The 24,999-nt window shown below is 32.2% G+C and carries 24 protein-coding genes; 3 read left to right on the top strand and 21 right to left on the bottom strand.

The window, feature by feature from the left end; genetic code table 11:
• Nucleotides 1-10: 10 nt before the first annotated feature.
• The 5 genes from ACN0WY_RS01850 to ACN0WY_RS01830 all read right to left on the bottom strand — a co-directional run bounded on the left by ACN0WY_RS01850 (nucleotide 11) and on the right by ACN0WY_RS01830 (nucleotide 7,129).
• Nucleotides 11-670, bottom strand: coding sequence for an SDR family NAD(P)-dependent oxidoreductase (locus ACN0WY_RS01850; protein ID WP_417799367.1), 660 nt, complete (start codon nucleotides 668-670; stop codon nucleotides 11-13).
• Between the two features lie 212 nt (nucleotides 671-882).
• Nucleotides 883-1,695 (bottom strand): META domain-containing protein, encoded by an 813-nt coding sequence (locus tag ACN0WY_RS01845; protein ID WP_417799366.1) that lies wholly within the window; start codon nucleotides 1,693-1,695, stop codon nucleotides 883-885.
• A 272-nt stretch (nucleotides 1,696-1,967) separates the two neighbouring features.
• A complete protein-coding gene (locus ACN0WY_RS01840) occupies nucleotides 1,968-3,890 on the bottom strand; it encodes a CocE/NonD family hydrolase (RefSeq protein ID WP_417799365.1) in 1,923 nt (640 codons plus the stop codon).
• Nucleotides 3,891-3,968: 78 nt separating this feature from the next.
• The gene (locus tag ACN0WY_RS01835) at nucleotides 3,969-6,467 is read right to left on the bottom strand and encodes a zinc-dependent metalloprotease (RefSeq protein ID WP_330487472.1); all 2,499 of its coding nucleotides are present in this window, start codon (nucleotides 6,465-6,467) and stop codon (nucleotides 3,969-3,971) included.
• Between the two features lie 104 nt (nucleotides 6,468-6,571).
• Nucleotides 6,572-7,129, bottom strand: coding sequence for a hypothetical protein (locus ACN0WY_RS01830; protein ID WP_417799364.1), 558 nt, complete (start codon nucleotides 7,127-7,129; stop codon nucleotides 6,572-6,574).
• Nucleotides 7,130-7,271: 142 nt separating this feature from the next.
• Here ACN0WY_RS01830 and ACN0WY_RS01825 point away from each other — a divergent pair, with 142 nt between their 5' ends.
• Both ACN0WY_RS01825 and ACN0WY_RS01820 read left to right on the top strand, forming a co-directional pair.
• The gene (locus ACN0WY_RS01825; protein WP_417799363.1) at nucleotides 7,272-9,227 is read left to right on the top strand and encodes a YgiQ family radical SAM protein; all 1,956 of its coding nucleotides are present in this window, start codon (nucleotides 7,272-7,274) and stop codon (nucleotides 9,225-9,227) included.
• A 349-nt stretch (nucleotides 9,228-9,576) separates the two neighbouring features.
• Nucleotides 9,577-10,134, top strand: a complete 558-nt coding sequence (locus tag ACN0WY_RS01820; RefSeq protein WP_330487469.1) for a hypothetical protein — start codon at nucleotides 9,577-9,579, stop codon at nucleotides 10,132-10,134.
• A 52-nt stretch (nucleotides 10,135-10,186) separates the two neighbouring features.
• Here the strand turns inward: ACN0WY_RS01820 and ACN0WY_RS01815 are convergent, their stop codons facing one another.
• The 12 genes from ACN0WY_RS01815 to ACN0WY_RS01760 form a co-directional block, all read right to left on the bottom strand.
• Nucleotides 10,187-10,441 carry a hypothetical protein gene (locus ACN0WY_RS01815; protein WP_047788492.1) on the bottom strand — a complete coding sequence of 85 codons (255 nt, stop codon included), beginning with the start codon at nucleotides 10,439-10,441 and terminating at the stop codon, nucleotides 10,187-10,189.
• Between the two features lie 135 nt (nucleotides 10,442-10,576).
• Entirely contained in the window at nucleotides 10,577-12,049 is a 1,473-nt protein-coding gene (locus ACN0WY_RS01810; protein ID WP_417799362.1) for a nicotinate phosphoribosyltransferase, read from the bottom strand.
• 79 nt (nucleotides 12,050-12,128) lie between these two features.
• Nucleotides 12,129-13,169, bottom strand: a complete 1,041-nt coding sequence (locus ACN0WY_RS01805; RefSeq protein ID WP_417799361.1) for a hypothetical protein — start codon at nucleotides 13,167-13,169, stop codon at nucleotides 12,129-12,131.
• The gene (locus ACN0WY_RS01800) at nucleotides 13,141-13,794 is read right to left on the bottom strand and encodes a hypothetical protein (RefSeq protein ID WP_417799360.1); all 654 of its coding nucleotides are present in this window, start codon (nucleotides 13,792-13,794) and stop codon (nucleotides 13,141-13,143) included. The genes ACN0WY_RS01805 and ACN0WY_RS01800 overlap by 29 nt, the downstream gene beginning before the upstream one ends.
• Before the next feature lie 65 nt (nucleotides 13,795-13,859).
• Nucleotides 13,860-14,585 carry a metallophosphoesterase gene (locus tag ACN0WY_RS01795; protein WP_417799359.1) on the bottom strand — a complete coding sequence of 242 codons (726 nt, stop codon included), beginning with the start codon at nucleotides 14,583-14,585 and terminating at the stop codon, nucleotides 13,860-13,862.
• 4 nt (nucleotides 14,586-14,589) lie between these two features.
• Nucleotides 14,590-15,144 (bottom strand): RNA 2'-phosphotransferase, encoded by a 555-nt coding sequence (locus ACN0WY_RS01790; RefSeq protein ID WP_417799358.1) that lies wholly within the window; start codon nucleotides 15,142-15,144, stop codon nucleotides 14,590-14,592.
• A gap of 53 nt (nucleotides 15,145-15,197) precedes the next feature.
• Nucleotides 15,198-16,232 (bottom strand): ADP-ribosylglycohydrolase family protein, encoded by a 1,035-nt coding sequence (locus tag ACN0WY_RS01785; protein ID WP_417799357.1) that lies wholly within the window; start codon nucleotides 16,230-16,232, stop codon nucleotides 15,198-15,200.
• The gene (gene prs / locus ACN0WY_RS01780; RefSeq protein ID WP_417799356.1) at nucleotides 16,186-17,022 is read right to left on the bottom strand and encodes a ribose-phosphate diphosphokinase; all 837 of its coding nucleotides are present in this window, start codon (nucleotides 17,020-17,022) and stop codon (nucleotides 16,186-16,188) included. Before prs ends, ACN0WY_RS01785 begins: the two co-directional genes overlap by 47 nt.
• Before the next feature lie 64 nt (nucleotides 17,023-17,086).
• Nucleotides 17,087-17,776, bottom strand: coding sequence for an NUDIX domain-containing protein (locus ACN0WY_RS01775; RefSeq protein WP_417799355.1), 690 nt, complete (start codon nucleotides 17,774-17,776; stop codon nucleotides 17,087-17,089).
• 41 nt (nucleotides 17,777-17,817) lie between these two features.
• The gene (locus ACN0WY_RS01770; RefSeq protein ID WP_417799354.1) at nucleotides 17,818-18,195 is read right to left on the bottom strand and encodes a potassium channel family protein; all 378 of its coding nucleotides are present in this window, start codon (nucleotides 18,193-18,195) and stop codon (nucleotides 17,818-17,820) included.
• Nucleotides 18,196-18,234: 39 nt separating this feature from the next.
• On the bottom strand, nucleotides 18,235-18,774 hold the full coding sequence (locus ACN0WY_RS01765) for a sigma-70 family RNA polymerase sigma factor (RefSeq protein ID WP_417799353.1): 540 nt from the start codon (nucleotides 18,772-18,774) through the stop codon (nucleotides 18,235-18,237).
• A gap of 262 nt (nucleotides 18,775-19,036) precedes the next feature.
• Nucleotides 19,037-19,372, bottom strand: a complete 336-nt coding sequence (locus tag ACN0WY_RS01760) for a DUF3703 domain-containing protein (RefSeq protein ID WP_417799352.1) — start codon at nucleotides 19,370-19,372, stop codon at nucleotides 19,037-19,039.
• A 143-nt stretch (nucleotides 19,373-19,515) separates the two neighbouring features.
• On the opposite strand from ACN0WY_RS01760, the gene ACN0WY_RS01755 reads away from it, so the two are divergent.
• Nucleotides 19,516-19,944, top strand: a complete 429-nt coding sequence (locus tag ACN0WY_RS01755) for a hypothetical protein (RefSeq protein WP_417799351.1) — start codon at nucleotides 19,516-19,518, stop codon at nucleotides 19,942-19,944.
• A gap of 73 nt (nucleotides 19,945-20,017) precedes the next feature.
• Here the strand turns inward: ACN0WY_RS01755 and ACN0WY_RS01750 are convergent, their stop codons facing one another.
• From ACN0WY_RS01750 to ACN0WY_RS01735, 4 genes are all read right to left on the bottom strand, one after another.
• Complete coding sequence (locus ACN0WY_RS01750; protein WP_417799350.1) at nucleotides 20,018-21,631, bottom strand: amidohydrolase; 1,614 nt, start codon at nucleotides 21,629-21,631, stop codon at nucleotides 20,018-20,020.
• A gap of 110 nt (nucleotides 21,632-21,741) precedes the next feature.
• Nucleotides 21,742-23,502, bottom strand: a complete 1,761-nt coding sequence (locus ACN0WY_RS01745) for a S41 family peptidase (RefSeq protein WP_417799349.1) — start codon at nucleotides 23,500-23,502, stop codon at nucleotides 21,742-21,744.
• Nucleotides 23,503-23,515: 13 nt separating this feature from the next.
• Complete coding sequence (locus ACN0WY_RS01740; protein WP_330487454.1) at nucleotides 23,516-24,262, bottom strand: outer membrane beta-barrel protein; 747 nt, start codon at nucleotides 24,260-24,262, stop codon at nucleotides 23,516-23,518.
• A gap of 375 nt (nucleotides 24,263-24,637) precedes the next feature.
• A complete protein-coding gene (locus tag ACN0WY_RS01735) occupies nucleotides 24,638-24,997 on the bottom strand; it encodes a MauE/DoxX family redox-associated membrane protein (RefSeq protein ID WP_330487453.1) in 360 nt (119 codons plus the stop codon).
• Between the last annotated feature and the right edge of the window lie 2 nt (nucleotides 24,998-24,999).

Below are 24,999 nucleotides of genomic sequence, written 5' to 3'. Positions count from 1 at the left end.
GCATAGTGTTTTACCATTCTCTGATGTTTCCTTGATGCCAAAAATATCCACTCTTAGAATTGTTAGTTATTAAGTTTTTAACATCCTTTGCAACATCGTCAGGTTTTCTAGATGCTTCATTTCCTCCCATGTCGGTTTGAGTCCATCCAGGATCAAGAGCTGAAACAATTACATGTTGTTTCTCGAGTCTTTTAGCGATTAGCTTAGTGTACATATTTAAAGCAGCTTTAGACATTTTGTAATGAGGTTGAAATTCATCAAAATTCTTTTCGCTAAAAGAACCCCAATCAGATGTAATGTTAACTATTTGTCCATCTTTTTTAAAGTTAGGAATTAATTTTTCAGTTAATTCAATTGTTCCAAATAAATTTACATTAAACGTTTGTTTTAATTGTTCGATGTTTATGGATGCATCGTTCCAGTTTTCTAGTAAGATTCCCGCATTATTAATAAGAAAGTCAATCTTGGTGTTTTTAATCTTTTTGATAAAATCATCTATGGAATCACTTTCAGAAAGGTTTAGTTGATGGATTTCAAAATTTGATTTTGTAATTGGAGAAGTTCCTGAAGTAGAGGTTCCAATAATTTTATAGTTGGGGTTTTCAGTTAACAGATTGGCAATAGCAAATCCAATTCCTCTACTGCACCCAGTTATTATTCCAGTTTTCATAATCGGTTAGATATTAATAAAATGTTAGCATATCAAACCTATTGAAAAATACACCAATTAAGGAGGTAATAGCATAGTTATTTTATAGCTTTTCATAGTTTTTAATTATGAATACTATCTGCAAAAGAGTTGTATAATTACTTTGATGATTGGTTTTATTAAGCGTTGAAAATAAAAGACTCTCAATACGCTATTGAGAGTCTTTATAGTTATTAATCAACTTTTTTAAATACCAATAAGGTTTTATCAGGATTCAAAAGTGTTAATCGGTTATTAGCAATTGTGTAAGATATGGTGCTAGCCAACGCTTTTGTAAACTCTTGTTCTTTTTCATTTCCTTTAGTACATAGCATTTCTGTTGAAGCCATGTTGGTAAATCGAATTCGCTCTCTTTCAGAAAAAAGTTTACCAGTGATGCTGTTACATCCTGAAGTTCCCATAAAGGTGTTTTTAGTAGCATTTATTTCTATATACGGCAATTCTTTACCAAAATCATCTTTACTAACTTTTGTGCCATTTAACTCTTCTAATGCCCAAATATCGTGTAATCGATAATTGGTGATGTATTCTCCGCATCCTTCTAAGCTGGTAAACTCCGTATCCTTTCCTTTTTTGTAGTCAACAGTTACCGAATAAGGAAATGATTTACCCGACATAGCATTGATACATTCCATTTGGTTAATTTCTATTTTAACAGCAGCTAATTCGGTATGTAAAGTATATAGTTTTACGTTGCTGTCTTGCGCATAGATAGGTTCTGTGTGTGGTGTTAAAATAGAATCTGAATTATGAAGTGTTTGTAGCTTAATCATCTTATCAGAAATAGTCAAACTCCAAAAAGGTTCAACTCCATGAGCTTTGAAATAAGCATCTGTTATTGTGTTTTTAGTGGTAACAGAAGAAGTTTTTGGAATTGAATCGGTAGTAGTAACGGTTTTTTCTTCAGAAGTTTTCTTTTCTTTTTTATTTGAGCATGCTGAAATTACTAAGCAAGCACTTAGTAGTATTGGTATAAGGTTTTTCATGAGTACGTTTTTTATAGTATGTTAAATATAGGGTATTATTTTAATATTTGTACTTGGTGAATATTGATGCTTTTAGTTCTTTTGTGTTGTTATTCAGTTGTTTATGTGTTGGTTTGGTGGGGTATTTGCTTTGTAGTCTGTATATTTTAAAATAGATGTACAAAGTGTGAAAAGGTTGCGTAGAAAATCTAGTAATATATAAGCTGTTTTTTTGATAAAAAAAACTCACAATACCTAAGTGTTGTGAGTTTTTAAATAGAAAAAGTTTGTTGTTATTTTAGCACAGTAAACTCAATACTAGAGTCAGTAAATACCGAATGTGTTTGTGTTTTAAAATCTTTTTCGTCTGCTTTGTAAATATTGTCTACATAAGTTTGCGGATTCAAATCGATTAAAGGAAACCACGTGCTTTGTACTTGTATTTGAACTTTGTGTCCTTTTTTAAACGTATGGAAAACATCTTGTAGTTTAATGTTTACGGCTGTTTTCTGGTTTGGTGTAAATGGTTCTGGGTTAGAAAAACTGTTTCTAAAACGTCCACGCATTACTTCGCTACGTACCATTAAATGATAGTTGCTGAGTTTTAAATGGGTTTGCATTTCTTTGTTGTCGTTTTTTAAATCAGCAGGATGCACATCAACAACCTTCACAATCCAATCGGCTGCAGACCCTGTGGTAGCCACTTGTAGTTTTGCTAAAATATCACCAGCAAGTGTAAAATCTTCGGTTAATACCTCCGTTTCATAAACGAGTACATCAGGTCTACGAGCAGCAAAACGCTGATCGTCTGTCATATATTTACGCGGAGTAAACACCGTTTTTATGTCTTCTGAATAGGGTACAGGTCGCTTAAGGTCACTAATAAAACTAACCTTGTTATTTCCTTTTTGAGTTGCTGTTAATTCTTGGTTTTCTGAAAGGAAAAATGTTTGTTTTTGAGCATTTTTTGGTGGCCATGCATCGTAAGATTTCCACGTTTTTTTACCTGTATCAAAAACATAGGCTTCTGGTAATCCTGAGTTTTTAGTACCATCACCTTTTAAGAAGTGATTGAAAAATTTGGTTTCTACTTCTTTTTGGAATTTTAAAGAGATGGAATCTCCAAAGTAGTAGTTCCCCACTTTGTTAGCTACTTTATTTCTAGACCATCCGCCATGATCCCAAGGTCCAAAAACAATGGTATTATAGTTGTTTGGTTGATTTTTTTCAATGTTTTTGTAAGTTTCTAATGGGCCATACAAGTCTTCAGCATCAAATTCACCTCCAACAATCATCGTTGCTACAGTAGATGGTACTTTATCTAAATGTTGGATAATTCCTTTGCTTTGCCATACCGAGTCGTAGTTAGGGTGTTCTACAATTTCCTTCCAAAAGAAATCATCAATACGCTCTTTGTTATCGGCAACTTTGGTGTCTAACTTATCGTATTGAAAATATTCGTTTAAGTTTTTTAATGGTCCTTTGTCTAAGAAAAACTGATATTGATCTTGAGTTTTCATATCAGGAAATGAGTACCAAGCTGAATCGGTAGGTTGATCTTTGTATGTTCCAAATAAAGAAATGGCTTTAAAATAGCTCAATAAGAAAGCTCCGTTATGGTGGAAATCGTCAAAAAAGAAATCTCCAATACATGCTTGTGGTGAAGCAGCTTTTAAAGCAGGGTGTGCATCAATGGTTGAAACAGTAGCGTAGTGACCTGGATATGAAATTCCCCATGTACCTACTTTACCATTATTATTTGCTACGTTGTTCACCAGCCAATCGATAGTATCATAGGTATCGGTAGTTTCATCAGTTTGTTTTGCTATTTTATTTGGAATATAAGCACGCATGTTGTCGTATACTCCTTCACTCATCCAACGTCCGCGAACATCTTGGTATACAATAATGTTTCCTTCTTTCATTAAAACGGGATTAGGGCCAATTTTTTTTCTGAATTTATCTTCTCCATAAGGTTGACAACTATACGGAGTACGTTGTAATAAAATAGGGTAGGTTTTACTAGTATCTTTTGGTGAATAGATGGTGGCATGTAGTTTTACACCATCTCTCATTGTAATTTTTACCTCTTTTTTTGTGTAGTGGTCTTTAACGTAAGTGTTTGCTGTCTTTTCAGCTTTTTTTGCCGTTGTTTTCTTAGTACAACTAGCAAACGAAATTGCTAGTATAAATAATAGAAGTAAGTTTTTTTTCATTATAGTTTTTTAGTGGATCGAAGGTAAATGTATAAAAAAATAACAGCAACCCATTAGATTGCTGTTATTTAAGAAAAATTAGTTGTTTGGATTTAGAATAGTGTCTATTCTATCCGCTGCATCTTGTAAGTGGTAACGAGTTATCGTATTACGTGCTGAGAGTATACTTCTTTTTATATCTCTTTGTAAACGCTTTAATTCTCCTCTTACTACGGGTTTAATGTCTGATTGATTGATGGTAACGGCTGTTTGTTTAAAATACCCTCTGTCGCTTCTTGGTGCTTTTTGGTCTTTTGCTTTGTTTAGTAAAAAGTCCAACCTGTCTAAATGTGCACGTTGCAAGTTTCTACGATACGGGTCAATGGTTTTGTTAGCGTATACTTCGCTCCAAATACCTTTACGTAAATCACTCATCATTTCAATAAGAGAATATGCTTTAGTTCCGTTTAAAGTTTCATTCTCTATCATACGTGTTAACCTTCCTGTTTTTAAAACTCTGTTTAAGGTTTGTACTTGTAGCCCTCTAATGCGCTCAATGATTCCAGAGTGTTGTGTTTTACTAATAATATTTTCGTCAATTAACCAATTTGGAGTTTTAAATAACTCATCATTTACAAATTGTAACGCTCTTTTTTGGTGTTCTTTTGGGACGTGAATATATACAGCACCGTCTTGATCGGCAGTTTTAAAGTATTCATATACACCACCAATATTAGAACTCACATGTCCCATATACCTATTAAATTGCCCAACTACTTGTCCGTACATAGTTTTTAACTCTTCGTAAGTTTCACCATCTTCAGTAGTCCACTCTTCTAAACGAGGTAAAATACGTTGTAGGTTTTTAATACCGTAAGCACTTGCTTTCATGGCATCATCACCTAAGTCCTCTGTTTGTGAACTAGGATCAATAATGTTACGAACTTGTTGGTGTCCGAATCTATACACAGGATTTCCTGCTTTTTCTTTAATCCACTGATTTAATACAGGTTTTTCTTCCTTAGCAGATTTATCTATTATTGGTCTATATCCCCAATTGATAGCATACTTGTCGTAAGGACCAATATTAGGCATTAAAGCAACCCCTTTGTCTTCTGGCTGTGCCACATAGTTAAAACGAGCATAATCCATAATAGAAGGAGCAGTTCCATTCTTTTTAGTAAATTCAGCAGAACGTAAAGAATCTACAGGATAGGCAACAGAACTTCCCATGTTATGAGGCAATCCTAAAGTATGTCCAACTTCATGAGAAGAAACAAAACGAATTAAACGCCCCATAATTTCATCTTTAAACTGATTTGTTCTAGCTTCTGGATTGATAGCAGCTGTTTGTACAAAATACCAGTTGTGTAATAGAGTCATTACATTGTGGTACCAGTTAATATCTGATTCTAAAATTTCTCCAGAACGAGGGTCACTAACATGAGGTCCATTTGCATTTGGAATAGGAGAAGCCAAGTAACGAACTACAGAATAGCGTACGTCTTCAGGACTCCAATCAGGATCTTCTTCTTTAGTAGGAGCATCTTTAGCGATGATGGCATTTTTAAATCCAGCAGCCTCAAAGGCAATTTGCCAATCTTCAATACCTTGTTTGATGTATTTACGCCATTTTTTTGGTGTAGCTCTGTCAATATAGTATACAATTTGTTTCTTAGGTTCTACTAATTCACCTCTTTTAAACTTTTCGAGGTCTTCATCTTTTACTTCTAAACGCCATCTGTCTAAATAGGTAACCGATTTACTTTTTTGAACATCTAAACCATAATCTGTTTGAGAACTCGTAAACCACCCAACACGCTCATCAAAATAACGTCTTTTCATAGGGGTTTTAGGAAGTAAAATCATAGAGTTACTCAACTCCATAGTTACAGAACCTACACTTGAATTTGATGGAGGGTTTCCAGCAATGTAAGTTTTTACATTTCTAACTTCGATGTTTTGTGGATAACTGCTAATTCTGTCAATATAAGATCTCGTTTTATCCATTTTAGAAATCTTATAAGGTTTTCTGCTTCTTTGTGGAAAAGTAATTGCTTTTACATCACCTTCAAAAAGTGGACTAGCATCAATTACAGTAGCTGTTGAGTCTTTGCTAAATGCTTTGATAGGAAAAGCAAATAAAATGGGCTCAAAATTAGAATTAACTACTGCTTCGTGTACCGGTAAAATGGTGTCAGCAACAACATTGTGAGAAACTACTTTTAGTAAAATTTGTTTCTTGTTTTTTACCCAACGCAATACTTGTGTATTTTGTTTTCCACCACCAAAACCAATACCGCTAGCTGTTTTGGCAATTCTAGTCACCATTAGCATTTCACGGTTCAGAAGAGAATCTGGAATTTCAAATAAATATTTAGCATCTTTTGAGTGCACTTTAAACAAACCTTCGTCTGTTTTGTGTTGTTTGGTAACCACCTTTTCGTAAGGTTGTATACCGCCCTTTTTAGGGCTGTCTTTTTTAGTGGTAGTCTCTTTTTTTGCGTTTTTTTTCTTCTTTCGTTGTGCTTCTGCATTCAAAGAAACTCCTAAAGCAAGAAATACCACTAAAATAGTTGAAAGTATTTTTTTAGTCATTGTAAAAATTAATTGAATAAATAAGGGCGGAAATTAGTAAAACTACTTTCGGTTTTATCTTAATTAATTGTTAAAGGGAAGTTAAACTAAAAGATGTGAGTAGTTTAGATTGTATAATTCATATTAGGTGCTAGCTTAGTCGTTTTTTTACGCTCTATTTTTTTTCGTACTTTTTTTAAGCCCTTGTTTACAACATCTTTCATTTTCTGTAGTTGCTCTTGTAGAGTTTCTTGAGTAAAAGTTTTCGGTTCTTTTTTTTCTAAAAGCTTATTAATTCTTTTCACTTGATTTTTTTTGTTGAAATCCACTAATTTAAATTTCGCACCTGCAGAAAAAGCTCCCATCACTGCATTGGTTTCAACTAAATAAACTTTGTCAGCTTCTAAATTAGCTTCTAGCACATCAATATTTTCCGCTTTAATCCAAAATACTTTTTCTCCTGGCTCACATTCATAACGTAAATAGTTAACACCATTAAATCTTCCTAAGTATTCTTCATTGTCAAAATACCTGATGTTCATTAGAGCACCTAAACCGCTTGTTCTAAGAAAATAAATTGCCGATTTACCTTTGGCAGGAGGAACAATTTTTTCAGTTTGTAGTTGAGAAAAGCTTTGAAAGGATAAAAATACTAGTAGTAGAAAAAGAATGTTTTTTTTCATTTTTAAATTTTATTTAAATGATTTAGGAGATAAATCTAATTAAAAATTACGATTTTCTTTTTTTGTTAGATGTGTTTATAATGTAGTTTTCAGTTTTTTACTGTATTGTAGTGTAAATAAAACCCCGTACCTTTGCAGCGGCATGAGAATAAGACGACTTTCAGATTGGTTACCGACTACAAATAAGGAGGTGAAGTTAAGAGGATGGGATGCATTAGACGTAATCCTGTTCAGTGGAGATGCATATGTAGATCATCCATCATTTGGTCCTGCAGTAATTGGACGTATTTTAGAGAGTTATGGCCTGCGTGTGGCAATTGTTCCACAACCAAGTGTTCATGACAACTTACAAGATTTTGAGAAGCTAGGAACTCCAAGATTATTTTTTGCAGTTACCGGTGGTTGTATGGATCCGATGGTGAGTAATTACACGGCGAGTAAACGCCGTCGTGATAAGGATGCTTATACGCCTAATGGAGATAAAGGATTCAGACCTGATTATGCTACTTCAGTATATTCTAAAATTTTAAAAGAGAAGTTTCCAGATGTTCCCGTATTAATTGGTGGAATTGAAGCTTCGTTGCGTCGTGTTACTCATTACGATTACTGGTCTGATCAATTACTACCAACGATTTTAGAAACGTCTAAAGCCGATATGTTGGTATACGGAATGGGAGAGCAGCCACTAAGAGAAATTGTAGAGCTGTTGCAAAAAGGTGTGCCATTTTCGAGCTTAAAAACGATTAAGCAGACCGCTGTTTTATTAGAAGAAGATGAGAAAACTCCGAAAAATAAGAACTGGGACGATGTAGAAATTAGTTCGCATGAAGCTTGTTTGAAAGATAAGAAGGCGTATGCTTCTAATTTTAAAGTGATAGAGCAGGAGTCTAACAAATTATACGCACGTCGTATTTTTCAAAAGGTTGGAAATAAAAAGTTGATGATTAATCCACCGTTTCCAACAATGACGGAGGAAGAAATTGATGCTTCATTCGATTTACCTTTTACACGTTTACCACATCCAAAGTATAACAAGCGTGGACCTATACCTGCGTTTGAAATGATTAAGTTTTCTATCAATATTCACCGTGGGTGTTTTGGAGGCTGTAGTTTCTGTACTATTTCAGCACACCAAGGAAAGTTTATTGCAAGTAGAAGTCAAGAATCGGTTTTAAAGGAAGTGGATCAAGTTGCCCAAATGGATGACTTTAAAGGGTACTTATCAGATATTGGAGGGCCGTCGGCAAATATGTATAAGATGAAAGGTAAAGTACAAGCGATTTGTGACAAATGTGTTGCTCCGTCGTGTATTTCACCTGTAATTTGTAGTAATTTAGATACCTCACACAAACCGTTAACCGAGTTATATCAAGCGGTTGATGCGCATCCGAAGGTGAAAAAATCATTTATTGGAAGTGGTATTCGACATGATATGTTAGTGCCTGAGTTCAATAAAAATGCGGATCCTAAAGAGTTGGATGCTTATACAGAGGAGGTGATGACAAAACACGTTTCTGGGCGATTAAAAGTAGCGCCAGAACACACTTCCGATCCTGTACTAAAGTTAATGCGTAAGCCTTCGTTTAAGTATTTTCATTTATTTAAAGATAGGTTTGACCGCATCAATGTAAAAAAGAAATTAAAACTTCAATTAATACCGTATTTCATTTCTAGTCACCCAGCTTGTGAGGCCGAAGATATGGCAAATTTAGCTGCTGAGACCAAAGATATGGGCTTCCAGTTAGAACAAGTACAAGGGTTTACCCCAACACCGATGACGGTGGCTACAGTAATTTATTACAGTGGTTACCATCCGTATACTTTAAAAGAGGTAAAAACTCCAAAGACTAAAAAGGAGAAGGAAGATCAGCACAAGTTTTTCTTTTGGTATAAAAAAGAAAATAAGCAATGGATTAAAGACACATTGAACAAAGTTGGGCGTACTGATTTATTGAAAAAATTACTTCCAGAAGATACTTCGTGGCGTAAAAATAAAGCTGGGAAAGCAAAAAACACCTTTGATGATACTGTAACCTACAAACCATCAAAACCTTCTAGAAGAAAAAACAAAGGTTTCAAGAAGAAAAGAAGAAATTAATAAAGAAAAAACTTCACGCTTATTCCTGAATAACACTAGGTTATAACTTTTAATGATTGCTTAAGAGTTAAATACCTGTAGATCAATTATATATGTTTTATTTTTGGTTTATAAATATACAATTATGTGTATTTGTTTAACCTAAAGTTGACTATTTGATTAAGTAGCTGCTAATTTACTTTTAGGTTGTATAAATGAAGCATTAAAATATGTAAAAACATAGCTGAGGAATTATTATTACTCAAGACAATATTTATGTTTTTACTTATTAAGAAATGCCACAAAGCGAAAAAAAATCTGTGTTACAAGATTTTTAGTAGCAATTTTTACTAACTTAAAAAGAGAAACAATGTTAAAAACAAAAAGGAAAACGACCGTTAATTTCAATATTGACCCCGTACAATTAATTAAAGACATATTTGGAGGCAACTCGGAGAGAAATGATTTAGCTATTGCTGTTGAAAATGGAACAAATGTTCAATGGGAAGTGGCTTGGAATAACGATGTTGGCCATGGAGATTTTCACGATTCTAAAGGAAATAGTACTTTACAACCGATCACCCCATATAGTAGCAAACCTGTTAATGCTACTACTTTTGAGCTTGGTTTTCATGCAGTAGGAGCTGGGTGTAATGTTGTTCTAAAAATAATGTTAAATGGTGATTCTGATAGTTACTTTGGAGTTATGGCAGCGACACCAGTTAATAAAACGAATTATGTGAAAGCTAAATATTATACAAAAGACATGTCATTTGAACACCTTTGGGATGATTTGGATGATATGGGTAAGCATTATGGAAGTCAAGGGGCTTTAAATGTAAAAAACAAGAATAAAACTATTAATGCAGAAATTACCATAGAGGAAACAAGCCCCGCTGGATGTATTATTAAGCTTGAAATGGCCTAAATAGTATTTTTATATAAATGAATAAAAAATCCGCTTAACAGCGGATTTTTGTTTATGCTTCATTTTCTAAACGGTTTCGTTTCATTTCAAAAGCTTCAGTAGCTTGTTTTATAATATTTAAGGTATCAGAAGCTCTTACCATTACTTTTTCGAGTTCTTTGTCTAAATCTTTTGACTGGATATCGAATAGTTGAACTTCAACCACACCAATTTTTTCAATTAAACTTTTTTGCGTGTTTTTAATGTCTTCCATTTTAACTAAAACGGAATTCATTGTATCGAGTCTTTTTTGCTCTTGATCTGTCATAAGTTTCTTTTTAGTTCCTTATAAGATACAAAAAAATCAAGAGTTCAGCAAATTGAGTTTTATGTAAGGTGTTGGTATTTAGTATTTTTATGAGGCTTCTAAATAAAAAAAGCAGGAGTAAAACTCCTACTTTTTTTATTTTGAAAATTCTAATACACTGTTTTTTGTACGAAGTCTTATTTCACTTAGTTTTTCATCAACTAACAATTTTCCGTCTCTAAAAACTTCTTGTAATTCGCCTTCTTGTTCTTCTTCCCAGCTTACTTGATCGTGTAATGTATACTCTCCATCTTCTAGCGCTATTTTTAATAATCCTTTGGCAGATTTTTTTGTTCCGTCATCGGTAATTGGGTCTTTAAAGATTTCTCTTCCTTCTCCATCTACTTCTCCGTAGGTAGCTTTCATGGCAAATCCAAAAGTATCTCTGGTGTTGTATTGATAAGTGAAAGAACCAATTCCTAGCACTATATTAGTAGAGGCAAATCCTTTTTGTTTTAAGCGTTCACAAATTTGTGTGGCTCTTTCAAGGGTAATACTATCACCATAAATAGCTCCAATATGACTATCTAGTTCTTTATATCCTTTTACATTGGTTGTACCTCCAAAAACTTCCCAAAGCAGTTGTATAACTCCTTTTTGTTCTACTTCTGTCTTACCGTTTGTATTTCCACAAATAATATCCACAGGGTCACCGCTATCAGGTCTAATCACCACTTTACCATCTCTAGCTAAGACTTCTTCTTTTAAGTTAGGTAAATATTCGGTAAGTACTTTCCATAAATCCCACGTATCAGAAACAATAGAAACGATGCCATTTGGATATACTTCCGTAATTAATCTTTTAAAAGTCTCTTCTTCACCGCTATTGGTTCCCATACACATTACAGAGTGTTCCGTTGCCGCAACAGAACCACCAATCAATTCATTATCAGAATCTGCATTGTAATACTTTTCTAAAAAGTCTACAGCTGGTATAGTATCTGTTCCAGTAAAACTTAATAGGTGACCCGCAGCGCTCATTTCAGCAGCTTCTAAACCAGCCATTCCTCTCATAGAAAAGTCGTGTCCTTGCCAATCTACCATTTCAGGAACAGATGAGGTTTCTTGTGCGTATTTATCTAATAGTTGCCTGTATTGTTTTGCAATGGTTGCAGAATTACAAGGTAACCAAACAGTGGTTGATAATAAGGTTTCAAAATAGTTGGTTAGCCAAAAGAATTCTGGCAATGTATTATACATAGTAAACATTGGTACTCTAATAGGAACTTCTACACCCTCTGGCAATGCTTTAAAAGTCATAGGAATGTACCCTAAATCGTGTAATGCTGCAATATGTTCAATACCTACTTGGTTTTCGCCTAAATAGTTATTAATTCTTCTGCTGTATTGTTTGCAAATTTCTTCTTTTGGTTTGTTAAAGAAGTTGGTTTGAAATTCTTCAATGATATATTTTTTGATGAAGTATTGCAGTCCGAAAAAAACTACTTTTTCAACTCCTTGAATTCTACTTTTTCTTGGTGTCCAGTTTGAATATACTAACGTAGTGTTGTTAGGGTATTGTCTTCTGTGGTCTACTTTATAACCGTCTGTATATAATAATGGATTCATAGTTTGTTATTTTGTTTGTGTCAAATTTACGCAAATTAAATTTACTTCACAACAGAACCTTAATTTTTTTTATAAATAATTATAGTAATTTTTCGAAGTCTATAAGAATTAGGTCTTCTCCTTCTATGCGTTTATTGTTTCTTGTATACACTGCGATTTTAAGGTACCATATAATTTCAAAATCGTTATTTTTAATAGAGATAGGGAGTGATTCTTCGGGGAATTTAGATTTAAAGGATGAAATATTTATAGGGGTTACTTTTGTTTTTTCTCCTTCATAAAAAGTTTTAATACTGGTTGATCTACTACTACCGTTATCATAGGTAACCTTTTCTTTTCCTATTAACTGACAGTTTATATGTTGTATTGTATTTGTTCTTTTTTTTAACCTGAAGTTAGTTTGGTAGTAGTGTTCATCTAATGCTTCTAGTTTGTAGTTAATTGCCCCAATAGCCAGTGAAGGTTGTATTTTATAAAAATAAACTATTCCGCACAGTATGGCATATATGCTTAAAAAGACATAAAAAACCTCTAACCTACCTAGTTGTGAATAAATTATAGCACTTATAATTCCTGTTATGATAAGACCAAAAAATAAAATTGTTTGCGCTTTTTTGATACCGGGTTTGATGCTACCTGAAGTTTTTTTAAATTTATAAGTGGAGTTTCCTTTTATTAGTAAGATGGGAATTTCATGATAAAAATCAGGACGAATGAGCCCTTTTAAATAACCTCCTATTTTAAAGTCAGATAATTTTTCTTTTCGTAACTGTTTTTCACTTTCCTTTTTTATGTCGACTTTAGCTGTTAGCAAAACCGTTTGTGTCATATTTTCCCCAATAAAAGAAACGTTATAAACAGGTTTAAAGGTAAATGCAGAAGCTATCGTTTGGCCTTTAGAAATTTTTTCACAATCGTTTATGGAATAATAGTCCAAAGTAATTTCATCAGTTTCTCCCTTGCCTTGGTGTTTTATAGATAATTTAATTTGAATGTTTTCAATATCTAAGTGAATAGGACTATGGTTTTTAATAAAAACTTCACCAGAAATTGTCTCATTTGCTTGAAACTCGTTTTTGTCAAGTGTAACCTTAATATCTACAAATTGTTGATAACTCATATAGTTCGTTATTGAGGTTTAAGAAAAAATCATACAAGGATAGTTGAATTTCTCGTAAATTATTACCGTGATCTTCTAATAATTTTTGAAGATGTGCATCTTTAATTTTTATAGATTCTTTTTGAGAATCTAAACAGGCAAGTTCAATTCTTTTATGTACAATTTTTCTTAAAAGGTTTATGTCTAATTCTAGTTTGCTAAAATTTATTTTTTTATATAATTTTCTTTTCGGGAAATACGGAATTTTATGAGAGTAGTGTGCACCAATAATTAGTTTGTTTTGATTTGTAAGTAGTTCCAGTTTGTTTTTTGTGGACAAGAGCTGAAAGGAGTCTATAATGAGAATGCCAGGGATTGTATTTATATATGAATGTTCTTTCTTCTTTAGTTTGAAGAAAGTTGAGTTAGCTAAGTGCTTTGAGTGTAATGATTGTAAAAGAGTTGATTTTCCCTTTCCTTTTTTACCATAAAACTCAATAAAACAAGAACTGGTTGACATTGTTTTTAAAGCCAAATCGTTAAGGTTGATTCGTTCTTCTGTAACCTTTAGTAATTCTTGGTCATTTAGAAATGAAAAAGGATTATATTTTAAGTTTAGCTTTTGATAATGATCTTGTTCTAGCATGTTACTTCTAAGGATATTTCGTAAAATTATTGAATGTTTACTTTTTAGATAAGTTAAAATATCTTTTAATTCCTTCCTTTTTCGTTTGGATATAGCGTTTTTATTGGATTGCTTTGCCAAAACTCTTTGCTGTCGATATCCATAATTGTTAAACATCCTGTAAATGCAGCTCCTGTATCAATATTCCATAGATTTAAAGCGTTTATAGGGTTTGGTGAATTATAGCGTATAGTTGGGGTGTGACCAATGTATATTTCTGAATAGTGTGTAAACCTCTCTGGGTATAGTTCAGATTTTTCAGATAAGTTTTTATCAGTAGCCAACGCTGTTTCCCATAAGGTTCTATCAAAATGATAATTTAATTTGAATGTTTCTTTTTCCACTCCGTGCATAGAGGTAAAACCAGCATGAATAAACAAACGATTTTTACTATCGATATGGTAAGGTTTCATTTGTTGAAAAAATGCCAGATGTTCATGTTTTTGTTCTTCTGAATAAGATTCGTAGCTTTTTTTGGTTTCTTCGCCACCATGTGCTAACCAAATGGCTTCACCTTCACCAGTTCTCAACCAGTCTTCACACCACAAATCATGATTTCCTTTAATGAAAATACATTCATGTTTTTTGTTTAACTCTATTAAAAAATCAATGACTTGTGCAGATTCACTCCAGCCATCTACATAATCACCAAGAAAAATTAAGGTATCTTCTATAGTGATTTTGGCTTTTTTTAAAACTTGGGGTAAGGCTTTTAAGCCTCCATGAATATCACCAATGACAAATGTTTTCATACTGTTATAAATCTTCAAATTCAATAAATTCAGCCGGGACAAGGTTAGTTAACCAAACTCCATTTTCAGATAAAAAGAACTCATAATTTTTTTTATGCATAGCACCTGACTGAACAGTCAAAATTATAGGTTTACCTCTTCTGCTACCTACTTTTTTAGCAGTTTCTAGGTCAGAACTCAAATGAACATGTTGCCTACTCATTTTTTGTAATCCGTTTTCTTTTATGGAAGGAATAAATTTAGCTACTGTTCCATGGTATAAAAAGAGAGGGGGAGTCTTTGTTTCAGTTACTATGGTTACATTTTTTAAGGAATGTCCTTGATTGGCTCTTATTTTTGTTTTGTCTTCGTTAAATGAAAACCGTTGTTTATCGTTTGTTTTTACAACTAAATCCAATTCTTCTTTAGTAAATGAAACTCCGTTGTTGCTTGATTTGTTCAAAAGTTCTTCTACTGAAGCCCATCCACTGATATCTAATTTTAATCCAATTTTTTCAGGTTGATGCCTTAATATCAGGCTTAAAAACTTACTTATTCTTTTTGTGTTTTTCTCATTCATTTTTTTTCAATTTTATTCAAAAACGTAAGCAATGTTTGTTACGTTTTTATCGGTTAATTCTCATAACGATATTTTTTTGAGAATTGTTGACTTAAGAGAATAATATCATCTTTTCTTACTAATGAATCTACCCATTCTTGAGGTATATTATCTATTCCATAATACATACCAGCAATAGCTCCAACTACAGTAGCTGTAGTATCAGTATCATCCCCTAAATTTACAGCTTTTAAAACTGCCTCACTATAATTAGAAGTGCTGAGTAGACACCACAGTGAAGCTTCTAATGTATGTAGAACATAGCCACTGGAATTTATATCTTCTTCTTTTAAACTAGATATATCTTGCTTTAAAATTCTAGAGAAATGATTTTGCTCGTAAGAAGAAATATTTCTTTCTGAAAAAAAGACAGTAATTTCCTTTTGCATCTTTTTATATGAATCTATAATTGAAAATCCATTTAAAATATATTCAGCTAATTTTAAATATATTAAACAAGAAATTGCCGATCTTATGTGGGGATGTGTTAGTGATGAAACTTGCCAAATAATATTAAACTGGTCCTTTATTTTTTTATCCTTTATGTAAAAGAGTAAAGGAACAATTCTCATTAATGAACCATTACCATTGGTATATTCATCATCAGAATATTTTAAAATTTCTAGTTCTTTATAGTCTTTTTTATTTATGATTTTTGAAAGTTGTTCAATCGCTTTTCGCGTTTGGATTCCGATATCAAAAACATTACCGTGTGGAGTCCATATCTCAGCATTCATCCATTGGATAAATTTATATGAAATATCCACTAAATCGTATCCTTGACATAAACTTTCAGCTAAACAAAATGTAAGAGAACTATCATCTGACCAAGTTCCTTTGGGTTGATGATGTGTTCCAAACTCTCTCATGTTTATTACAGGGTTTTGTTTTAACTCTTGCCTGTTTGTAAACTCTACAGGTACCCCTATAGCATCAGCTACAGCTAATCCAATAAATGTTGATTTAATAATGTTGTTTTTCATAGCAATTTTTTTATGGTTTTTATAGCAATTTCCCCAGTTCAATCTGTATACAATTATGGTTTTCAATAGTTTTAAAACTATCTGTAGTGAAAATTTTGGTGAAGTGTTTTTCAAGTTCATCAAAACCTTTACTAAATATTCCGTGACTTACGGCTAAGTATAGGTTTCCAGCATTCTTAGCTTTTAATTCTTTAGCTAGCCCTAAAAAAGTTCCGCCTCCATCACAAATATCATCCACAATTAAACAATCTTTACCTTGTAAATTATCAGCATATACTTTAAAACCTGTTAGCTGACCCGTTTTTACGTTTCGGCTTTTGGAGCATTCAATTACTTCATAATTTTGAAGATACGAAGCAACTTTATATATCTTTTTTAAAGCACCTCCGTCAGGAGAAATTAGTAGTAAATTATCTGATAATTGTTGAGTAATGCGCTCTATGAATTTGTGGTTATCTATAATTATACAGTTATTCAATAGGGCAGGAGTTACCTCAGAATGTGGATCGAAAACAGTTACTGACTCAAAGTTTTGTGTATTTATAATATCTGCATATACTTTTACCGATAAAGGTTCGCCTGATACCATTAATCTGTCTTGACGAGCGGCTGGAAAATAGGGAAGGACAACGTGTAACTTTGTAATACCCATGTTTTTTAATGCATTAGTAGCCAATAAAAGTGTACCGATATCATTAAAAGACTGAATACGATGTGTAATTGTTACTTCTGTTACATTTTCAAGTTTAGAAATGATTTTAATATGCGGTTCCCCTCCTGAAAAAGTAAAGAAATTATAGTCTATATTGTTTTCTGTTCCGTAAGGAGTAAAGTTATTGTCTAAGTTTAAAATCATATTGCGTAATTTTTACACAAATATAATGTGGTTTTTTAAAATAAAAAATGTTTTAGTGTTTTTTTTACGCAAACTTAATTTCGAAGTGGAAGCCTTTCTTTTCTAGTTCTTTATATTTCTTAGCATTGAATTTAAATAGTTTTGCAGGTCTACCGCTAGATGGTTGGTGTATTTTGTCGGTTTCGGTAAGTATCCCAAAGCTCATAATTTTTTTTCTAAAATTACGACGGTCAATTTTTTGGTCAAGAATAGTTTGATACAAATTTTCTAAATCAGAAAAAGGAAACTCTTTTTTTAGTAATTCAAAACCAATAGGTTGGTAGTTTATTTTGTTTTGAAGTCTTTGTAAAGCTGTGGTTAAAATACGATTGTGGTCAAAAGCTAGTTTGGGTAGTTCATGAATAGGGAACCATTGTACTTCAGCTGCATCAGTATCAGCACTAATTTTAAAATGATTGGGACTTACCAAACCAAAATAGGTAACAGAAATAACTCTGTTTCTTGGGTCTCTTTTTGGGGTTCCAAAAGTGTACAATTGTTCAAGATAATCAATAGTGACTCCAGTTTCTTCTAATAGTTCTCTTTCAACAGCATGTTCTAGTGATTCGTTTTCTAAAACCAATCCACCAGGTAATGCCCAAGCTCCTTTAAAAGGTTCGATGCCTCTTTTTATTAATAAGACAGAGAGTTCTTTTTGTTGGTAACCAAAAACAACAGCATCTACAGCAACTTTTATATTTTGTGATATCTTCATTTAGTGTTGAATTTACACAAAATTACGAAAGTTTTAAAAAATTACGGATTCTTATTTTTAAACTTGGATGTTAGTTTATGCAAAGGTGTTTTTTGATTGTCTTTTTGCAATGTAAACTGCACAATTTTAGCGGTAAAGGCAACAAAAGTTCCGATAGATAGAAAGGTATATATTATTGTAAATATTTTACTAATGTTATGTGTGGGTACGAAGTCTCCATAACCTACCGTTGCCATTGTCATTACAGAGAAGTATAAAGAGTCTATAACTTCCCAATGTTCAATTTTGTGATAGAATATAGTAGAGCTCGTTAATAGAATAGAAAGGAAAAAGAATAAATATCTAAATTCAGTATCTTTTTTGATACCTATAAAAACAAGTTTACAAAAGCGATAAAAGTTGATAAAGAATGAAACCATAGTAAAAAAATACGTTAGAAGAAAAGTTGAAGATATAACTTACTTGCAAACTTTACAATCTTCTTTGTCTTGAATTTCACCTACTAACTTTCCTTCTTCGTTAAGTGAAAATCCACAGCAATCCATAAAACCTTGTGCAATCAATTTACGAGCACGTTGAATTTGAGATTTTGTAGTAGGTAAATTTTGCTGTAAAGTATCAGCAACTTCTTGTTGTTTTAACCCTTTTATGTCTGATAAAAACAGCGGATCTCTATATTTTTTTGGTAAATCTTGTATGATTGCACGAAGACAATCTTTTTCGGTATGTTCGTGTTCTTTTGTGTCTGTTTGTGCTTCAAAATTGTTTAATTCAACTGTTTGGTTAGTGTTTTTGAAGTAATCCATCATCGTATTCCGAGCAATCGTAAAAATCCAAGATTTTAGTTTGGTAATGTCGTTTAAGGTGTGAAGTTTCGTATGAACTTTTATAAATGTTTCTTGTAAGAGGTCATCAGTCGCATTGGGGTCTTTCACTTTACTTAAAATAAAGTGTTTTACATCATCTGCGTATTTTTTCCAAGCTTGTTGTGTTGCCATGCTAGTAAATTTACGAAAAATGCCACGCTGAATAAAATGAATATTTTGTTTTCATTGTGTTCAGAGTGACAAGAATTTTAAAAGTTGATTTAATTAACAGTTACAGTTATTACACGTGCAGTTTTCACAAGTACAATTTGAGCAGTCTCCTGTTTTACATCCTTCGCAAGTGCAGGTGCATTGATTATTGTTTTTCATGATATTATTTGTTTTGTGTGTTTGTATAGTAGACTAGAAAATGAGTATAAAGATGCATTTATTGTTAAAAATATTTTTGAAGGTCTTTTCTAACAGGAATAGGTTTAATTGCAGATATGTTAGAGCCACCTGTATTTCCTGTAGGGACCCAAATTAAAGTAAATAAAATTGAAGCTATAATTCTGAAAAATTGTCCAATAATTTCTTTACTACTGTTTGTTTTTATTCCGTAAATCAACATCCAATAATGAGATAAAGTATGTCTATATACATGTTTTTGTCCCAATATATGAGCGTTTTCTAAATGATAAAAAGACACTCGAAAGCTTTTGCTTTTAAGTGCCTTTTTAGCTAAGATTAATTGATTGTAAAATTCTTGTTTTCGTTGTAGTTGTGTCATGATTTGTTGACTTTATAAATCAGACTACAAAGAATAAAAAAAGATGCGTTTTTTTTGTTAAATAGCTGTATATTAGTTGTTTAATTTGGTTTTAAATTTTATTTATTATGAAAAAAAGAAAGATTATTTTAGGGTTATTAATTATGGTATTTGGTCTAGTATCTTGTAATGATAATGAATCTCTTGATACTTTGACGGATACAAAAATGAGTCCAGATGAGTTTTTTTCTAAAGTAGCGGCTATGGATATACAAACATCAAATGATGAAAATGTCTTATACATAGATGTTAAGTATGATAAGAAGAATAACACTATTGAGTATCTTAGTTCTATTGAAGCTGAAGCAGATTTTTTTGTTTTAGATAGTGAAGCAGATATTCAAAGAAGAATCGAAGAGAGTGCATATGAAGTAACTTGTAAAGGAGGGACAGATGAATTTACCAAAGGTTGTGATGGAAAGTTTTCATGTGGTAAGTTAATTTATAAATGTTTACAATCTGGTAGTTGTGCTACTATTTGTCAAAATAGAATAACTTATGCTCCACAGAATAGGACATTTTATATAGAATAAATTATTTTATTAAATAGCAAAAGCCTTAGAAAATATTTTCTAAGGCTTTTTTGTTTAGTCGATTTTTTTGTTTTTAATTTACTTTTTCACCATTAATATAGGTTGCTAAAACTTTTGTATTCGGAATTTCTTTTCCGTCAATAGCCATTATATCCTTATCAAGAATTATAAAATCAGCTACTTTACCAACTTCTATACTTCCCTTTTCGTTTTCCTCAAAATTTGCATAGGCATTCCAAATGGTCATTCCTTTTAAGGCATTTTCTCTAGATAAAGCATTTTCCATTTGATAGCCTTTTTCAGGATACCCTTTTAAATCTTTTCTGATAGTAGCTGCGTAAAAAGTATATAATGGACTTACATGTTCAATAGGAAAATCGGTTCCTAAAGCAACTTTTCCGTATTCTTTTAATAAGTCGTTAAAGGCGTAAGCTCCTTTTATTCTTTCTGCACCTACTCGGTCTTCTGCCCAATACATATCAGAAGTGGCGTGTGTGGGTTGAATAGAAGGAAGTACATTTTTGAATAAATCAAAGTCATTCAGATCTACAATTTGAGCGTGTTCAATACGCCAACGTCTGTCAGTTTTATTTTTCAATACTTCGTTGTAGGTTTTTAACATCACATAATTGGCAGAGTCACCAATAGCATGGGTGTTCATTTGATAGTCGGAAGCAGCGATTCTCTTTGCTACTTTTTGTAGGTTCTCATAGGAATTTACCAAAGCACCAAAATGTCCTTTCTTATCAGAATATTCATCTTTAAGAGCAGCTCCTCGAGAACCTAGAGCTCCGTCAGAATAAACCTTTACAGAACGAACGTTTAATCTATCAGTTTTAATGATGCCTTTGTCGAGGTAGTAATCAAGATTTTTTTGATTGTTTGAAATCATAGCGTATATACGCATTTTTAAACCTCCAGATTGTTGTAAGCTATCAATTAATCCAATAACTTCTTTATCTAAACCAGCATCGTCAACGGTAGTTAATCCTAAATCGAAACATATTTTTTCAGCATCTTTTAACGCTTGAATTTGCTCCTTTTTTGATGGTTTTGGGTTGTTAACAAAATTCATCGCATTGTCAATAAGTACTCCTGTTAGCTTGCCGTCCTTTTTTATAAATTCTCCTCCGTTAATTTTTGAGTCAAGAGTTATTCCAGCTAAATTAATAGCAGCTTGATTGACTAGCATTGCGTGACCATCAATTCTACGAATGGCTACCGGTGTGTTTGGAAATATACTATCCAATTTTTCTTTGGTAGGGAATTCTTTTACTTCCCAATCATTTTGATCCCATCCACGACCTGTGATGTAGGTTGTGCTTTTTTCTTTTTGAAAAGCAATTAAGCGTTGTAGTACTTCATCATAACTTTCAGTTCCAACTAAATCTACTTTTTGTTGTTGTAAGCCTAGTCCGTAAAAATGGCAATGTGCATCTATAAATCCTGGGTATATTGGGTTGTTTTTGGCATCAATAATGTTGAATGTGCTATATTTTTCTTGAATTTCTTTATTGTTTCCTATGGCTATAAATTTTCCATCTTTAATAGCGAAACTTTCAGCGGTATCAAAATTAGAGTTTACTGTATAGGTATTGGAATTAATAACAATAGTGTCTACTTTTTCTTTTTGTTTACAAGAAAGTAGGAAACTAAAAGCAAGTAGAGGGAGTAGTGTTTTTTTCATGGTTGGTATTGTGTTAAAGGTATAGATGTTCAAATGTATTTAAACTTAAACAAAAAAAGGAAAACTAAAACTAGTTTTCCTTTTATAAAAATACATAACAGAAAAAGTTCCTATTTACTAACGGCTTGTAAAGCAGCGTCAAAAGCAGGATCAATATAAGTTGTTGTTAATTCATCTACTTGTTCTTGTGTAGGGATAGTTTTTACATCTGGAGCAACACCAATCGCTTCAACAACTTTTCCTTTACTATTTTTAAATGCCATTAAAGGCATGTAAAATTCTAAATATCCGTTGCTTAATCTATTTCCTCCATTAAATGAATCTTGGCCTCCTAAGCCTGCAGTACCACCACCGCTATTGTCTCCAACGATTGTTACATGGTCTCCTTGAGATTTAATCATCATAGTACTGATTTCTGCCATGCTAAAAGAGTTTTCGTCAATTAAAACTGCTATAGGAATATTTTGTTCAAGGGCAAATTTGTGAGGTTTTGTTTCTACTGGCGTCCATGGACTGTAATTAAAACGACCATTGCCTTCTTTTGTTCTTTGGTATCCCCAAACTTTTTGTTGCGTTATAAATCTTTCGGTAAAAATACGGGCATCAATTACATATCCACCACCGTTACCACGTAAATCTAAAATTATTTTTTTTGCTGTACCATTGGTTATAGGGTTGTATAATTTTTGATAAAGATCAAAATTGTAATTTGAAGTGATAGAATTTAACAATTCGTCAAATTCATCAGTAAATGTAAAGCCAAAAAAAGAAATGGTACTAGCAAAGCTAGAAACTTTTTGGTAAGTTGTTATGCGCTTATTGTAAATTCCGTATAATATATTAACAGCTTCTTTTTGTGCTTCTGTAGTAGTTGGAGCATTGTAATAAGCGCCTAATATAGGTAATACAGTTGCATGTTTTGTTTTAAACTCGTTTTTAGCAGCCTGTGTAAAGCTAGCTAAAGGAGCTAAACTGTTTTCAAAGTCGCTAATTAACTCAGTGTTTTTAAAGTTGTCAAGAGCGCTTATGTAAGTTTTATACTCGTTAGAATTAATTACTGTGTTTACTAGTGTTTTAAAAGAGGATAAATTACCCTTCATCAAAGCTTCAAACTCAGTACCAGCTTCATTATCTAATTTTTTTAAGTCATCAAAATACGATTGATTAATACCATCAATACCGCTAATGTCTTCTAATAAAGGGAATGCTCCTTCTATTATAGCAGTTGGATAAACCTCAAAACTAGTTAACTGAATATACATTGTTTCTGGGGCACTTTTTAAGAAACCAGCTAAAATAGGACCTTCTTGAACAATTGTAGTAGGGTCTAGCTTGTCATTAGTCATAACCAAGCTTACTTCATCTTTGTTAACTTTTGGGTTCCTTTGATTTCTTCCAAAGTTAACAAAACCGTCTTCTTCAGTATACTTGTACTTCATATTACTAGAAAAACCAGCAGAGATAGAAGCGCTACGACCTGGTAATTTAACACTAGGTAAAGGAATGGTTACACTTAAACCAAAATGTTGATCTAAAACTTTTCCAGTAATAATTTCAGCAAAATATTTGAAGGCTAAGTTGGCTTCTTTTTCAGCTTCAATAGGACTTGCATCTGCCTTATTAAAAGTTGTTAGTCCTTTAAATTTTGGACTGTATTTTTTGTATACATTGTCCCAACTTTCTTCTTGTTCGTTAAAGTAGTTATAATCGTTATTCATGGTATCCCAAAAAGCATTGAAAAGATCCGAATAACTAGCTACATCAGTTCTGTCTAATTCAGCTACTTCTAAAGCGTCTTCTCTACAAGATTGAAGAGTTTGTAATGATAGAACTACTATAAATATTTGTAATATGTATTTAAGTTTTTTCATAATAATTTAGTTTTTAAAAGTTGTAAGATATTCCTATACCATAATTAGAGGTGGTATAATAATAATTAGAAGTATTTCTTAATTGTTCTTTTTGGTTGTCAGATAAACCATACATAAAAGAGTATTCAACAAATAGGCTTAAGTTTTTGTAAAAGTTATAGCCTAATCTAGTTTCAGCTTGTAGGCCATAATCAACTCTGTTAAAATGATTTTCATTTTTATCAAAGTCGTAAGTTTCAGTTACTGTTTTCTTAGGGAAACCATCAAAATCAAGTTCTCCAAAAACTTCAACTGTACTTTCTCTTTTAAGAGAGTTCCACCAGCCTACATAAGTTCCTGCAAAAACTTCAAAGTTAAATTTGGTGTCTTTTAATGCTTGATGTAGTGGTTGTATTCCTACCATTACGGGAATGTTGAAATATCTCGACCTATGAAGGGTAGAAACGCCTTCTCGTGTTCCTGTTCTTTGAAATCTATAGTTTTTATTAAGGTAGGTTATCCCTGTTTGTATACTAATGTGTTTATAAACGTTAAAGTTGAAACCTGCTTTAAAGTAGTTTCCATCCTCATTTGTATATTCGGTATCTACTCTGTTGTTGGCGCTATAAGTAATATCATTGTTATTTAATCCTCCTGAAAAACTTACTCTAAATTTATTTTGAGCAGAAAGAGAAGAGTTAATTAAAAGGGCAACAAAAAGAAGTAAGAGTACTTTAGGGGTAAAAGAATACTTTCTTCCATGAGTTTTTTTATTTTTCATGCGTGTTATGTTAAAATTAATAAATAATAAAAGGTATCCGAATATGGATATAGCGTAATTTTTTCTAGAATAAAATTTCAGTACTAAAACAAGTGAATTGCTAAAAACCCTAATGTTTTATATAAATTAATGTTAAAAAGAAGTGAATTTTATGTTTTTTTTTATATGAAAATCAAGAAAGTGATATTTGTTAGCGATTTGATTTGTAGTGTTGTAGGTTGTTGTGTGTTTTGATAGGATTTTTTTAAAATATTTTTATTTTTTTTAAGAGTATTGAGGTTGTGTTGTGGATGGGATGAAAAAGCGACATTTAAAACTAAGTTTTAAATGTCGCTTTAGTACAGTTTTTCTATAATACTTCTTGATTAAGGAGTATTAGTATGTATAAATTAAATAAGCGATATATAATAGTAAAAACTGAAGAGGTACTCTTATAATGGCTATTTTTTTAGATCCGATTGCAGGTTTTTCCCTGAAAACATCCCAAATATGAATAGGTAAGAAAATTAACATTAATACCAACATTGCTAAGGCTGCTTGTTTGGAAGTTTGATTAATTAGTAATCCAATACCTATTACCAGCTCTAATAAACCAGCTATATAGTTTATTGCTAATTTTGGAAGAAAATTAGGGATAAAGCGATTGAAAATCTTAGGCTTTATAAAGTGCATAATCCCTGCAAAAGCGAAAAATAGTCCGAATATGATTCTTAATACTATGATAAGAGTATCCATGA

It is taken from the genome of Tenacibaculum sp. (assembly GCF_048269885.1).
Lineage (GTDB): Bacteria > Bacteroidota > Bacteroidia > Flavobacteriales > Flavobacteriaceae > Polaribacter.
The sequence above is the reverse complement of the archived record's forward strand: the minus strand, read 5'-3'. Positions and strand labels throughout refer to the sequence as shown.